This window comes from Nocardia coffeae (genome assembly GCF_019890715.1).
In the GTDB taxonomy this organism is placed as follows: Bacteria; Actinomycetota; Actinomycetes; order Mycobacteriales; family Mycobacteriaceae; genus Nocardia; species Nocardia jiangxiensis.
In genome coordinates this window covers 1,460,439-1,474,053 of sequence record NZ_JAINZY010000001.1, presented here as the reverse complement: position 1 = coordinate 1,474,053, position 13,615 = coordinate 1,460,439, and the positions used below count along the sequence as shown (strand labels likewise).

Genomic DNA, 13,615 nt, shown 5'->3' with positions numbered 1-13,615 from the left:
ACCGCATAAGGGTTTTGCCGTTCGGCGTGCCGCGATGGAGCGAGTGCGATCGGCGCACGTGACGCAGGGGGAAGTACATGGGCCTACCGCACGGGATCACCGGTTCGACGATGCCCCGCCGCCAGTTGGGCCGCCGCCTGCGTGATCTGCGCAACCGGGCCCGGATGACCACGCGGGTGGCGGCACAGCGGCTGGAATGGTCCGAGGCCAAGATCTGGCGCATCGAAACCGGGCAAACGTCGTTGCGCGGCTTGGATGTCGAGGCCATGTGCAAGATCTACGGCGCGTCCGCGGAATCGGCCGAACCGCTCATCGCGCTGGCCCGCGAGACCAAGGCGCGCGGCTGGTGGACCGAGTACAGCGACGTGATCGCCGAGGGTTTCGAGGTGTATCTCGGCCTGGAAGAGGCCGCCACCCGCCTGGCCACCTACGAGAACGAGCTGGTCCCCGGCCTGTTGCAGACCCCGGACTACGCTCGCGCGGTGCTGACCGGCGCGCGCCCGGACATCTCCCAGATCGACGTCGATCGGCGGGTGGCGGTGCGCTTGGCCCGTCAGTCGGTGCTGACCCGCAGCCCGAATCCGCTTCGGCTGGAAGCGATGATCACCGAGGCGTTGCTCTGGCATCGCATCGGCGGCACCGGCGTGATGGCCGCCCAGCTCGACCACCTGCGTCGCCTGTGCGAGTTACCGAATATCGAGATCCGGGTCGTGCCAACCGATTCCGGCTATCACGAGGGCATGGACTCGGGTCGCTTCGCACTACTCGAATTCGACGATGCCGCAGGGGAACTCGCCGAACCCCCGGTCGTGTTCGTCCAGAACTACACCGGCACCGCGTATTTCGACAAAGAACAGGACATCACCCGCTACCGCGAGGCCTTCGAGAGCATCCGCTCGGTCACCATCGACGCGCGCGAACCACTCGAACAGGCCCGCGCGGGTCTGAGCGCATAACCCTCCGCCTGCGCCCTGCTGTCTCGAGTGCGCCACCGCAACAACTGGTTTCGTAAGAACATCGGTAACTCCCCGGGTACGCCCAGAACGCAATCGGCTCTCAACCCCCGGCCCGACGCGAAAGTCCCTGTGCCCCCGACGACCCGCTGAAGTCGCGGAGAGGCGGGGGAGCTCACAGGAGCTCGGACAGCACCTCTCGGTGCGTGCGGGCCGACTCCGCGTGCACGGCGCGGCCCTTGTCGGTGAGGCAGACGAAGATGGCGCGGCGGTCGTCGCTGCACATGCTGCGGCTGACCAGGTCGTCGCGCTCGAGGCGGGCGACCGCGCGGGACAGGGCGCTTTGACTCAGGTAGATGTCGGCGGCCAGATCGCTCATCCGATAGGTCTCGCAGTCGGCGTCGACCAGGCGGTCGAGCGTTTCGAATTCGCTCAGACCGATGCGGTGCCGGTGCTGCAACTCCTTCTCCAGAGCGCAGGACACCGTCGCGTGCTTGTCCAGGAGCTCGCGCCATTGCCCCACCAGTGCGGTGGGTGCTGCCGCTCGCGGCGCTGACGCTGTCGACGCCTTTGTCATGTCGCCATCCTAGTGCTGCGAGCCGAACAATGCAAACGCATTAAATGCTTGCACAATTAATGCACGCGCAAGTAATGTTCCGTGTCATGACTTCCACGGCAACGTTCTCGGCAAGCTCCGCTGCCGATTCCCGGTGGTCGGCACGCCTGTGGGGCATGCTGATCACGCTGTGCATCGTGCTGTTCCTCGACGGACTCGACGTTTCGATGATCGGCGTCGCCCTGCCGTCCATCGGTAAAGATCTGCATCTGGGCACCTCGACCCTGCAGTGGCTGGTCAGCGGCTACGTGCTGGGTTACGGCGGGCTGCTGCTGCTCGGCGGGCGCACCGCCGACCTGCTCGGCCGCCGCCGCGTCTTCCTGATCGCGCTGGGCGTGTTCGCGCTGGCCTCGCTCGCGGGCGGGCTGGTCAGCTCGGCCGCACTGCTGATCGCGACCCGCTTCGTCAAGGGGCTGGCCGCGGCGTTCACCGCGCCGACCGGCCTGTCCATCATCACCACCAACTTCGCCGAGGGCCCGGCCCGCAACCGGGCGCTGTCCATCTACACCGTGTTCGGCGCGGGCGGCTACTCGATGGGCCTGGTGTTCGGCGGCCTGATGACCGGGCTGGGCTGGCGCTGGACCTTCCTGCTGCCGGTGCCGATCGCCCTGGCCGCGTTGATCGCCGCACTGATCCTGGTGCCGCGCGACCGCCGCGCGGAGGAGGGCGGACACGATCTGCTGGGCGCGCTGTTGTCCACCGCGGGCATGCTGCTGCTGGTGTACACAGTGGTCTCCGCACCGCAGGCCGGATGGGGTTCGGCCCGTACGATCGGCTCGTTCGCGGCGGTGGCGGCGCTGTTCGTCGGCTTCGTGGCGGTGGAGAAGCGGGTGCGGCATCCGCTGATCAGGCTCGGCATCCTGCGCCGCGCGACGCTGGTGCGGGCCAGTCTGGTGATCGTCGCACTGGCCGGGTCCTACTTCAGCTGGCAGTTCATCGTGACGCTGTATCTACAGGACACGCTGCACTGGTCGCCGCTGCAACTGGCCATGGGCCTGCTGCCGGTGGGTCTGCTGGTGGCGCTGTCCTCGGTGTTCTCCGACAAGCTGGTCGACCGGTTCGGCACCGGCCCGATCATCGCGGTGACCATGATCGCGATGAGCATCGGCTACCTGCTGTTCCTGCGGGTGGACACGCACCCGTCCTATCTGACGGTCATCCTGCCTGCGGTCATGTTGGTCGGCATCGGCTGGATCGGCTTCCCGTCGATCAACATCCAGGCCACCGCCGGCATCGATGACGACGAACAGGGCCTGGCCGCCGGCGTGCTGCAAACCTCGATGCAGGTGGGCGCGGCGATCATCCTGGCGGTCAACACCGCGATCATCGCCTCCGGGTCACACACCGACACCTCACCCGCTGCCGTCCTGAGCGGCTACCGTCCGGGCCTGATCTTCGTCGGCGTGGTGGCGTTCATCGGCGCACTCGTGGCGCTGACCCACTTCCTGCCCACCCGCCGAGCGGACGAACCTGTCCGGGACCTCGACGACGAGCCTCGGGAGGAACTCGCAGCCGCCTGAATCCCATGATCGGGCAACCCCCTCGGTGGACGAACATGATTCGTCCACCGAGTTGGTATTTGCGGCCCGCGCACCTGGTTCCAATACCTCGGACAACGTCAACCTCTGGTTCGCGGCCCGTCTCGCCGTTCGGACGCGTGGCGGGTGCGAGGAACGAGTGCCCGACACGGGGCCGAGCGGTGAGACTTCGGGGGCCGCGAACACGCCGGAGCGAAGCGGAGGCCAAAACTACAGCAAGCTGCGCAGGCTCGGGGCCGCCGCGTCCTTCGGGGAGCGGACGTAGGTGAGGGGTTGGCCGTCGCGGCCGGTGGTGGGCCAGTCGATGGCGAGGTCCGGGTCGAAAGCGTCCAGGTCGCGGTCGAATTCGGGGGAGTACTCCAGGGAGCAGAGGTAGGTGGCGGTGGAGCCGTTCGCGAGGGAGAGCAGGGCGTGGCCGAGGCCGTCGGACAGGTAGACCGAGCGGCGGTCCGTGTCGTCGATCAGCACGGAGTCCCAGGTGCCGAAGGTGGGGGAGCCGGGGCGCAGATCCACGATGACGTCCAGGAACGCACCGTGTACGCAGGTCACGTATTTCGCCTGTCCGGGCGGAGTTTCGGTGTAGTGGATGCCGCGCAGCACCCCGGCCGCGGACACCGAGGTGTTCACCTGCCGCAGATCGAACGGCCGCCCGACGGCCTTCTCGAACTCCGAAGCCTTGAACGACTCGAGGAAGATCCCGCGATCGTCACCGAGCAGGCGAGGGGTGAACTCCCAGGCGCCGGGGACGGACAACTCGCGAATCTGCATATCACCAATCCTGTTCGTATTCCGGCGGACTCGGCTCGCGTCCGCGCGCGGGCAGGCCGAGCAGATACTCGCCGTAGCCCGAACGGGTCAGCGGTTCGGCCAGCCGCAGGAGCTGATCGTCGTCGATATAGCCCATCCGCCACGCGACCTCTTCGGGCGCACCGATTTTCAGGCCCTGACGTTCCTCGATGGTACGGACGTAGTTGGCCGCGTCCAGCAGCGAATCGAACGTCCCGGTGTCGAGCCAGGCGGTGCCGCGGGCCAGCACGTCCACCCGGAGTCTGCCCTGTTCCAGATAGATCCGGTTGATATCGCTGATCTCGTATTCGCCACGCGCGGAAGGGCGTAGGCCCTGGGCGATCGCCACGACGTCGTTGTCGTAGAAGTACAGCCCCGGGATCGCGTAGCTCGACCGCGGCTTCGCGGGCTTCTCCTCGATGGAAATCGCACGGCCGTCGGCGAATTCGACCACGCCGTAGCGGGTGGGATCGGACACCGGGTAGGCGAAGATCGCACCGCCGGTGATCCGGTGGAACCGGCGCAGCCGGGTGCCCAGGCCGGGGCCGTGAAAGATGTTGTCGCCCAGCACGAGTGCGGCCGGCTCATGGCCGATGTGATCCGCGCCGAGCACGAACGCCCGCGCCAGCCCGTCCGGCTCGGGCTGGACGACGTAGCTGATCGCGATGCCGAACTGCGACCCGTCGCCCAGCAGCCGGGTGAACGACGGGGCGTCCTCGGGCGTGGTGATGATCAGGATGTCCTGGATACCGGCGAGCATCAGAGTCGAGAGCGGGTAGTACACCATCGGCTTGTCGTAGACCGGGACCAGCTGTTTGCTCACCCCGCGCGTGATCGGGTGCAGCCGTGTTCCGGTGCCACCGGCCAGGATGATTCCGCGCATGTCACACGAGTCTGCCAGCTGCCGCGAGATAGGGCTCGGTGAGGTTCCGACTCGGCGGCGAAACTGTCACGGCGGGTTACGCGGGACTCGATGCGGTCGATTGATATTGCGGGGATCACGTTTCCGTGGTCCTCTGAAATGGCACTGTGTGAGATGTCAGCGCCGACAACTCGCCGCCGGAACTCCGGTTGCTGGTAATGCGGCGCGCCCGGAGTGAGGTAGGTGCGTGATGGCGACCGTGCGAGTGCTGGAATCCGGCCCGGGTGTCGTGGCGAATCCGGATGGAAGCAGTCTGACTTCCCGAATGTTGCTGTTCGCTTGCCGAGGGGTCGTCGCACCGTTCGTACGGCACTATCCGGTCACCCCGCTGACCATGCCGCTCGCCCGAATGCTCGTGGACGGACTGTCCACACTGCGCCCGGGACCGTCGGGTGTGGAACGAGAACAGGTGCGGCTCAACGGTTTCCGGATGGAGATCCTGCGTCCCGCCGGAGCCCGCAAGGCATTGCGCGACGGCGCGGTCATGTACATGCACGGCGGCGGATTCTTCCTGTGTGGCCTGGATACGCATCGTCCGGTCGCGGCCGCCCTGGCCCGGCGTACCGGCCTCGCGGTGGTCAACGTCGAATACCGCCAGCTGCCGGGCACATCCATCGCCGATTCGGTCCAGGACTGCCTGACCGCGTACCGCTGGCTGCTGCGGCACGGGGCCGATCCCGCGAAGATCGTCTTCGCCGGCGACTCGGCCGGTGGATATCTCAGTTTCGCGACCGCGCTACGCGCGGTCGCGGCCGGTTTGCCGAGCCCGGCCGGACTGGTCGGCCTGTCCCCGCTGCTGGATCTGGACTGTGCGGCCAAACGCGATTACGTCAACGTCCACCGCGACCCCTACATCCCGCTGTCCGGACTCGAGCAGGTGGTCGAATACGGCGCGAAGGTCCAGGGTCGGCTGGATCCGGCGCTCTCGCCGGTCAACGGCGCGCTGGCGAGTCTGCCGCCGGCGCTGCTGGTCGTCGGCGAGGACGAATTGCTGCGCTACGACTGCGAATTGATGGCCGAACGGCTCACCGCGGCCGGGGTGCCGAACTCCCTGGAGTTGTGGCGCGGTCAGGTGCACGCGTTCATGAGCATCCTGCCGAACATGCCCGAGAGCCGGTCGGTGCTGGGCCGGGTGGCGCGTTTCGTGCGGGCCCGGATCGAGGCGGAATCGCCCGCTCGCACGGCATGAGAGTGCGCGTGCTGCTCGAACGCCGCAGCCGCACGACCTGAATGAGAAAGCACCCCCGCACTGTCGATTCGTGCGGGGGTGCTGTTCGTTTCGAGCGGTATTACTTGGTCTTGGGTGCGTTGAACGGCGCGTTGATGGTGGTGAAGTACTGCGCCGCAGCCGCGATCGCGACGGGAGCGGTCACCAGCAACTGGCCCGCGAGGGTGCCCAGGGCGCCGACGGCGATGATGCCACCGAGGCAGCCGACAGCGGCGGCCGGGATGAAGCCGCCGAACAGGCCGACGATGGCCGCGGCCGCGACGGTCGCACCGGCGATGCCGCCCAGGACGCAACCGACCGCGCCGCCGCTGAGGCCACCGACCAGGGTGCCGATGGTGGCGCCGGTGGAGATGGTGTCCTTCATGCGGTTGAACGCCGCCTGCTCACGGTCGTACGGGGTCTTCCACGGCGCGCTGTCCTGGTAGGGCAGGTCGACCGGCTTGTAGACCGCGTGCTGCATATCGAACTGCGGGGTCAGGGTCGCGGTGTGATCCGCGATGTTCGCCGCGATCGGGAACACGAAGTCGTCCACCCGGAAGTTCAGTGGCGTTCCGGCCAGTACCTTGCCGCTGGCGGCCTTGATCTTGAAGACGCCGTTCTCGACGTCCATCGAACCGGCATCGGTCTTGATGATGGTGGCGGTCTTGGTGGTGGTGGCCTTGTAGTCGACCGCGCCCTTGTCGGCGGCGGCCGGGGCCGCGTTGACGGTACCGGCGGTGATGCCGAGCGCGGCGATCACCAGGGCCGACGTCGCGGCGAATTTCCTCATCAACATGTTCGTGGAACCTCGGTGGTTTCGAATCGGGGGGACATGGAAATCGAAATCCAGGTCAGCTAACGTGCGGTGAATCGGCTGTGACCGTTAATTCAAATTCTGTTCACCGAGCGGTACCAGCGGTCTGTGCGTTTGCGGAAAAACGCAGCGCGCGTGCGGTTTTCAGGGGTCTATCGGGCCGGTGACCCAGGACTCAGTGTGGCGAACATCACAGCCAATGAAGGCATTCAGTGCTGGAAACTTGATCTGAATGGGGTATTGACACCACGCGCACGCCGGGTATCCACTCGGCCGATATGATCGGTGACCGTGCGATTGCTCATTACCGGAGGCGCCGGATTCATCGGTGCGAACTTCGTCCAGCACACCGTCGCGGAACGTCCGGATATCCGCGTGGTGGTACTCGATGCGCTCACCTATGCCGGTAACCGCGCCTCATTGGATTCGATCGCCGATCGAATCGAGTTCGTGCGCGGCGATATCGCCGACACGGAATTGGTGGATCGCCTGGTCGGCGGCGCGGACGCGGTCGTGCACTTCGCCGCGGAATCGCACAACGACAACTCCCTGGCCCGGCCGTGGCCGTTCGTGCAGACCAATATCGTCGGCACCTATACGTTGCTCGAGGCGGTGCGGCGGCACGACGTGCGGTATCACCACATCTCCACCGACGAGGTCTACGGCGACCTCGACGCCGAGGATCCGGCATTCACCGAGAGCACTCCCTACAATCCGTCCAGTCCCTATTCGGCGTCCAAGGCCTCGAGCGACATGCTGGTGCGAGCCTGGGTGCGCTCGTTCGGGGTGCGCGCGACGATCTCCAACTGCAGTAACAATTACGGTCCGTATCAGCACGTGGAGAAGTTCATTCCACGCCAGATCACCAATCTCATCGATGGTGTGCGGCCGCGGTTGTACGGCGCGGGGAATCAGATCCGGGACTGGATTCACGTCGAGGACCACAACCGAGCGGTCTGGACGATTCTGGAATTCGGGCGAATCGGACAGACATATCTGATCGGCGCGAACGGGGAGCTCGACAACAAATCCGTGGTACAGCTGATTCTGACCGAATTCGGCCGCGATCCCGGCGATTTCGACCACGTCACCGATCGGCCCGGACACGACCGTCGCTATGCCATCGATGCGAGCCTGTTGCGCACCGAACTCGGCTGGGAACCGCGGTACGGCGATTTCCGCGCCGGGCTGGCCGCCACCATCGGGTGGTATCGCGAGAACGAAACCTGGTGGCGGCCCGGCAAAGCCGCCGTGGAAAACGCCTATGTCGAAGCGGGGGAGCGGGTGCTGTGATCGCTCCCACCGCGAATTCCCGGGCTCAGCCCCAGACCATGTAGCGGTACTTCAGGATCGCGGCGACCAGCGCCACAACCGTCGCCACGACGATCACCACGGCCGGGCCGCGCGCCGGTGTGCGACCGGTCGAGTCGGCCAGCCGCAACGGCATCCAGCGCAGCAGCACCGCTAGGCCCACGATGGCCAGCGGGACGAAGTAGCGACCCTGCACCCCGTCGAGCAGGTAGAACCCGACCGGTGAGAAGGACATGTACAGCGTCACGTAGATCATCGCGACGCTCGCCACGATCACCAGCGCGACGATCGCGGTGCGCAGGTGCGCGGCGGACATCCGCTCGGCGATCCCGGCGCTCACCGCGAAGGCCAGCAGGCAGGCCAGGATCGACAGCGCCGGAACCTCCACGTAGGAGAAGCCGAGCTCACCGAAGAACTGGATGAACCAGTGCTGATCCCGGAGCCAGATGCTGTGCACGAAGATCTGCGTGAACTGCACTGGATGTTCGAGGATGAAGTGCAGCTGATCGCCCGTCCGCACCGAATACCACTGGGCGGGCGGCCGCATCAGGCCCATACCCTCGGTGGTCGGCGCGGCGATCTTCATCCACACCGCGAACAGCGCCGCACCGAGAATCGCGAAGAACCAGGGGATCCAGCGCAGCGCGCGGCGCAAGCCGTACTGCCGGGCCGGAATCAGCGCGACCAGCATCGCGAGGAGCACATAGGTGGGTTTGCTGAGTGGTAGCGCGATCGCGGTGAACAGCGCCGCGACCATCTCGCCGCGGGAGAGCCGGGCGTTCAGGAACAGGCCCTTCACCAGCAGACAGGACACCAGCACGGCCAGCGCGTTGGTGATCGTGTCGGCGGTGACCGTGCCGGCCTGGAACAGTGCGATCGGCAGCACCGCCACGGTGAACGCCAGCCACTGCACCCGATACCCGCGCAACGCGCGCAGCCCGAACGCGACGAGCACCAGATAGGCGAGCAGTCCGGCGAGCCTGGTCAGCAGGACCGTCAGCCCGACGTTCAGCCCGGCGGCCTCCGCGATGCGCAGGCCCACCGCCGCGGGTACGTACGGAACCGGAGAGTAGGCCGCGGTGTTGGTGAACCACATCTGCTTGGTCGCCGAGGACACCGGCGCGTCCCCGAGCCGGTCGTACTGCGCGCGACCGGCGGACAGCGGGGCGGGCTCGGGCGGCCTGCGGTTGTAGTCCTTGAACGCGTAATCCATCAGCGCGTCGATGCTGACCGGGATCTGCCCGCCGTAGGCCACCCCGCGCGAATCCGCGATCCGCTCCGGCCCGAAGCCGCCGTGTGCGACCTGATAGGACCTGCCGAACTGGGTGAGCTCGTCGTGTCCCCAGAACGGCGGCGTGACGGCGGTGAACACCGCGCCGAAGACCGTGGCGATCAGCAGGAAGGCGACCGTGCCGATGCCCAGGTGCCGTTGCGCCCAGCACACCACCGCACTCGTACGGCTCGACGTCGAGGACGAATCCTCGTGTGGCACAGCATCATCCGACTTGGTGTCGGTGTGCCCGGCGTCGTCGGCGGGCGAGTTGTCGGCTTCGGGCTCGGCCTGGGTGGTCATCTCGCCTGCCCGGCATGTTCGGGCACCGCGGCGCCCACCGCCGAATAGCGCAGGTACATCAGTCTCGCGGCCTCGTGCCGGGACCGGCGGATACCGTCCAGGATCAGGCCGGCGGTCCAGGCCAGACTGCCGAGCAGCAGCAGGGTGAAGGCCAGGAACAGCGTCGGGAATCGCGGCACCTGGTGGATCTCGTAGAACTCCACGATGATCGGCACCGTCAGGATGATCGAGATCAGCCACGCCAGCGTGCCGAACAGCCCGTAGAACGCGACCGGGCGCTCGTGCCGGGCCAGGCCGACGATCAACGCCAGGATCTTGAAGCCGTCGTGGTAGGTGCGCAGTTTGCTCTCACTGCCCGCGGGCCGATCGCGGAAACCGACCGGGACCTGGGTCTGCGGCACTCGCAGATGCAGCGAATGCACCGTGAGTTCGGTTTCGATCTCGAACTCGCGCGAGACCGCCGGGAAACTCTTGACGAATCGGCGCGAGAACACCCGATAGCCGGAGAGCATGTCCTCGACGTTCTCACCGAACACCTTGCCGACCACGCCGTTGAGCACTTTGTTGCCCGTTTCGTGACCGGCGCGGTAGGCCGAGGCGCCCGCGTCCTCGCGGCGCACGCCCAGCACATGGTCGTAGGGGCCGGACAGCAGTGCCTCGATCATCCGGGGTGCGGCGGCGGCGTCGTAGGTGTCATCGCCGTCGATCATCAGATAGATGTCGGCTTCGATATCGGCGAAGGCACGCCGGACCACGTTGCCTTTGCCCTTGGTCGTCTCGGTGCGCACGATCGCGCCCGCCTCGCGGGCCCGGTCGGCGGTGCCGTCGGTGCTCAGATTGTCGTAGACGTAGACGACGATGTCCGGCACGGCGGCCTTCAGGTCGCTGACGACCTTGGCGACCGCGGCTTCTTCGTTATGACACGGCACCACGGCGGCGATGCGAAATTCGGTGGGGTCCACCCCGTCAATCCCTCGGTATTTTGATCGGCCGACGAAACACAACACCGGGAGATTACAGCGCCCGCGAAAACCCCCGCCCGGTAACCCTGTATAAGAGCTGTGCCCGACCTTCGACGACACCCAGCGCACCGAACGGGTAGTGACTCCACAACCCGCCCACCTGGTTCCGATACACCCGGACAACGCCGGCCCCGAGGTTCGCGGCACGACCAGACTTGGGGGGCCGCGAACACGCCGGAGCGAAGCGGAGGCCATGATGGCAGCGTGCCTGGCAGTGAGACGGTGACCGAGGGAACCGAGAAATCGGGTGGTGCCCTGCTCGGCAAGTTGATCGCCGCATTGCGTACCGGCGGAGCGTTTCTGGTGGTCGGCGCGATCGGGTTCCTGGTCGATGCGGGCACCTACAACCTGTTGGTGTTCTGGGGCGGTCACGGTGTGCTGTACCACTCGCCGCTGGTCGCGAAGATCATCGCGATCGCGGTTGCGACCGTGGTCACCTATTTCGGCAACAAATGGTGGACCTTCGCGCACAAGAAGGGTGGCAGCGCGGCACGCGAATATGTGCTGTACACCGTGTTCAACCTGATCGCCATCGCGTTGCAGCTCGGCTGCCTGGGGTTTTCCCGGTATGTGCTGCATCTTTCGACACCGCTGTCGGACAACATCTCCGGCACACTCATCGGTCAGATCGTGGCCGTGATTTTTCGCTATTGGGCATACGACAAATTCGTGTTCACCGGCGCGTCGGCAGCCCGGCCCGACGCGGACGCGTGAGTCGGCGATAATGATTGCCGTCGCACAGGAATCACCTAGCAGACGAAACACAGAGGGAAATCCAGTATGGAACAGTCGGCTGGCCAGGCCGTGACCGAGAACGACCCGCGCTCCGTCACCCCCGCGCCCGAGGCGCGGGCCACGGAGAACCTGGCCCCGGACCGGTTGGTGTTGGCGCGCGGCGTGTTCACCGGACCGGCGCCCAAGATCAGCGACGAACTATACGCCGTGGTCAAGGGCAAATCGCAGCGCGAGCGGCAGTCGTTACGGCTGGACAAGGGCGCGAGCGCGCACACCAACACCTATTTCGGCCGGTTCGCGGCCAGTTACTGGCAGCGGTGGACGACCGTGACCGAGGTCGAGGTCGCGATGACCCTCGAGGTGGGTGATCGGGCGCGTATCCGCCTGGCCGCCTCCGACATCGCCGGGCATCGCCGCATCATCGACTCCGCCGACGTCTCCGGCGACGGCCGCGTGGTGCTGCGCGCACCGCTGGACCAGTACGTCGACGGCGGTGCGCTGTGGCTCGAATTCGACGCTGTCGGTGGGGAACTCGGCATCACCGAACTCGCCTGGACCGCGCCCGCGCCCGAGCGCGTCCGCCCGGTGGCCATCGCGATCTGCACGTTCAACCGCGCGCAGGACTGCGCGCACACCGTCGCCGCGCTGGCCTCGGATCCGGTGGTGCTGTCCGCGTTGACCGCGGTGTACGTGGTGGATCAGGGCACTGATCTGGTCGAGAACCGTCCGCTGTACCAGGAGACCGCACCGCGGTTCGGCGAGAAGCTGCACTACATCCGGCAGCCCAATCTCGGTGGCGCGGGCGGATTCACGCGCGGACTGTACGAGGTGTCCGCGTCGGGCAGTTTCACCGGTTCGGAGCACGCCGACATCATCCTGATGGACGACGACATCCTGTGCGAGCCGGAAACCGTTGTGCGACTTCAGGCTTTCGCCAATCTGACCGTGGAGCCGACGCTGGTCGGCGCGCAGATGCTGTTCCTGCTCAACCCCGACTACCTCAACGTCGGCGCGGAGGAGGTGCACCTGGGCGAGCTCAAGCACGGCCAGAAGGTGCCCAAGGCGCTGCGCAACACCAGCATGCTCAAGCGCAATCAGGAACGTCGCGTCGACGCGGGCTACAACGCCTGGTGGACCTGCCTGATCCCGGCCGAGGTGGTGGACCGGATCGGACTTCCGGTGCCGATCTTCTTCCAGTGGGACGACGTGGAATACGGCATCCGGGCCCGTGAGGCCGGTTTCGTGACGGTGACGCTGCCGAACGCCGCGGTGTGGCACGCGGACTTCTACTGGAAGGACTACGACGACTGGGCGCGCTACTTCAGTATGCGCAATTCGCTCATCGTCGGATCGATGCACGCGGACCTGGATCCCAAGGCGGTCACCCGCCAGCTGTTCCGGACGCTGGCCGAACATCTCGTCGCGATGCAGTACGGCCTGGTGCACACCACGCTGCAGGGGATCGAGGATTTCCTGAAGGGCCCGAAGGTGTTGCGGGACGGCGGAATCGACGCCCTCGCCGCCGCGCGCGGCACTCGTTCGGAGTTCGAGGAGACGGTCAAACATCCGGCCGCGACGGCTCCGATCCGGTCCGCCGACATCCAGGTGCGCCGCGACGTCGGCGATCCGAGCCGCCCGGTCCTGGTGCTGATCAAGCGCGCGATCCAGCAGTGGACCGGCCGCACCCAGCCCGGCCTCAAGGCGGTCACCCGCGAGGACGCGCACTGGTGGCACGTGGCCCTGTTCGACCACGTCATGGTCACCGACGCCTCGCAGTCCGGTGTGCGAATCCGCAAGCGGGACAAGGCCAAGGCCCGCGCCCTGCTGCTGCGCACCATCCGCGTCCTGCGTCGTCTGCGCCGCGAACTCCCGGCCCTGAGCCAGCAGTACCGCACCGCCATGCCCGAACTCACCAGCCGAGAAAACTGGGAACGCCTGTACGAGCTGTAATTTCTGCCTCCGCTTCGCTGCGGCGGGGCTGTGTCTGATTTGCCTCCGCTTCGCTGCGGCGGGCCGGGGCCCTATTAACCCCGGTCCTTCCCTCCCTCCGCTCCCCCGCTTCGCTCCTCCGCTCCGGTCAGTCCAGGACCGGGGCGGGCCCCGGCCTTGGAGTTGGCGTGCCTCGGGGCGGGCGGAAC

The 13,615-nt window shown here is 66.7% G+C and carries 12 protein-coding genes; 6 read left to right on the top strand and 6 right to left on the bottom strand.

From position 1 onward, the window contains the following. The first annotated feature begins 77 nt into the window (after positions 1-77). Complete coding sequence (locus tag K7711_RS06365) at positions 78-956, top strand: helix-turn-helix domain-containing protein (protein ID WP_222965655.1); 879 nt, start codon at positions 78-80, stop codon at positions 954-956. 172 nt (positions 957-1,128) lie between these two features. Here the strand turns inward: K7711_RS06365 and K7711_RS06360 are convergent, their stop codons facing one another. Continuing rightward, positions 1,129-1,530 carry a MarR family winged helix-turn-helix transcriptional regulator gene (locus tag K7711_RS06360; protein ID WP_051192484.1) on the bottom strand — a complete coding sequence of 134 codons (402 nt, stop codon included), beginning with the start codon at positions 1,528-1,530 and terminating at the stop codon, positions 1,129-1,131. An 86-nt stretch (positions 1,531-1,616) separates the two neighbouring features. Between K7711_RS06360 and K7711_RS06355 the strand changes: the two genes are divergently transcribed. Beyond that, positions 1,617-3,089, top strand: coding sequence for an MFS transporter (locus K7711_RS06355; RefSeq protein WP_235746585.1), 1,473 nt, complete (start codon positions 1,617-1,619; stop codon positions 3,087-3,089). A 228-nt stretch (positions 3,090-3,317) separates the two neighbouring features. On the opposite strand, the gene K7711_RS06350 is transcribed toward K7711_RS06355, so the two are convergent. Both K7711_RS06350 and rfbA read right to left on the bottom strand, forming a co-directional pair. Continuing rightward, on the bottom strand, positions 3,318-3,875 hold the full coding sequence (locus K7711_RS06350; protein WP_222965651.1) for a dTDP-4-dehydrorhamnose 3,5-epimerase family protein: 558 nt from the start codon (positions 3,873-3,875) through the stop codon (positions 3,318-3,320). Position 3,876: 1 nt separating this feature from the next. Then, the gene (gene rfbA / locus K7711_RS06345) at positions 3,877-4,776 is read right to left on the bottom strand and encodes a glucose-1-phosphate thymidylyltransferase RfbA (protein WP_222965649.1); all 900 of its coding nucleotides are present in this window, start codon (positions 4,774-4,776) and stop codon (positions 3,877-3,879) included. 229 nt (positions 4,777-5,005) lie between these two features. Here rfbA and K7711_RS06340 point away from each other — a divergent pair, with 229 nt between their 5' ends. After that, on the top strand, positions 5,006-6,004 hold the full coding sequence (locus tag K7711_RS06340) for an alpha/beta hydrolase (protein ID WP_222965647.1): 999 nt from the start codon (positions 5,006-5,008) through the stop codon (positions 6,002-6,004). 100 nt (positions 6,005-6,104) lie between these two features. Here the strand turns inward: K7711_RS06340 and K7711_RS06335 are convergent, their stop codons facing one another. Then, positions 6,105-6,818: a DUF8020 domain-containing protein gene (locus tag K7711_RS06335; protein WP_222965645.1), complete on the bottom strand. Its 714-nt coding sequence runs from the start codon at positions 6,816-6,818 to the stop codon at positions 6,105-6,107. 309 nt (positions 6,819-7,127) lie between these two features. Here K7711_RS06335 and rfbB point away from each other — a divergent pair, with 309 nt between their 5' ends. Continuing rightward, complete coding sequence (gene rfbB, locus K7711_RS06330) at positions 7,128-8,129, top strand: dTDP-glucose 4,6-dehydratase (RefSeq protein WP_222965643.1); 1,002 nt, start codon at positions 7,128-7,130, stop codon at positions 8,127-8,129. 25 nt (positions 8,130-8,154) lie between these two features. Here rfbB and K7711_RS06325 read toward each other — a convergent pair whose 3' ends face one another. Both K7711_RS06325 and K7711_RS06320 read right to left on the bottom strand, forming a co-directional pair. Further along, positions 8,155-9,720, bottom strand: coding sequence for a DUF2142 domain-containing protein (locus tag K7711_RS06325; RefSeq protein WP_222965641.1), 1,566 nt, complete (start codon positions 9,718-9,720; stop codon positions 8,155-8,157). Then, the gene (locus K7711_RS06320; RefSeq protein WP_222965639.1) at positions 9,717-10,682 is read right to left on the bottom strand and encodes a glycosyltransferase; all 966 of its coding nucleotides are present in this window, start codon (positions 10,680-10,682) and stop codon (positions 9,717-9,719) included. Before K7711_RS06320 ends, K7711_RS06325 begins: the two co-directional genes overlap by 4 nt. Positions 10,683-10,946: 264 nt before the next feature. On the opposite strand from K7711_RS06320, the gene K7711_RS06315 reads away from it, so the two are divergent. Beyond that, positions 10,947-11,456: a GtrA family protein gene (locus K7711_RS06315; protein WP_308014493.1), complete on the top strand. Its 510-nt coding sequence runs from the start codon at positions 10,947-10,949 to the stop codon at positions 11,454-11,456. A gap of 66 nt (positions 11,457-11,522) precedes the next feature. After that, positions 11,523-13,427: a glycosyltransferase gene (locus K7711_RS06310; RefSeq protein ID WP_222965637.1), complete on the top strand. Its 1,905-nt coding sequence runs from the start codon at positions 11,523-11,525 to the stop codon at positions 13,425-13,427. The last annotated feature ends 188 nt before the right edge of the window (positions 13,428-13,615 follow it).

Coding starts and splice junctions, on each gene's coding strand:
- K7711_RS06365 (WP_222965655.1), top strand. CDS start 78: ATGGGCCTACCGCACGGGATCACCGGTTCGACGATGCCCCGCCGCCAG.
- K7711_RS06360 (WP_051192484.1), bottom strand. CDS start 1,530: ATGACAAAGGCGTCGACAGCGTCAGCGCCGCGAGCGGCAGCACCCACC.
- K7711_RS06355 (WP_235746585.1), top strand. CDS start 1,617: ATGACTTCCACGGCAACGTTCTCGGCAAGCTCCGCTGCCGATTCCCGG.
- K7711_RS06350 (WP_222965651.1), bottom strand. CDS start 3,875: ATGCAGATTCGCGAGTTGTCCGTCCCCGGCGCCTGGGAGTTCACCCCT.
- rfbA (WP_222965649.1), bottom strand. CDS start 4,776: ATGCGCGGAATCATCCTGGCCGGTGGCACCGGAACACGGCTGCACCCG.
- K7711_RS06340 (WP_222965647.1), top strand. CDS start 5,006: ATGGCGACCGTGCGAGTGCTGGAATCCGGCCCGGGTGTCGTGGCGAAT.
- K7711_RS06335 (WP_222965645.1), bottom strand. CDS start 6,818: ATGTTGATGAGGAAATTCGCCGCGACGTCGGCCCTGGTGATCGCCGCG.
- K7711_RS06325 (WP_222965641.1), bottom strand. CDS start 9,720: ATGACCACCCAGGCCGAGCCCGAAGCCGACAACTCGCCCGCCGACGAC.
- K7711_RS06310 (WP_222965637.1), top strand. CDS start 11,523: ATGGAACAGTCGGCTGGCCAGGCCGTGACCGAGAACGACCCGCGCTCC.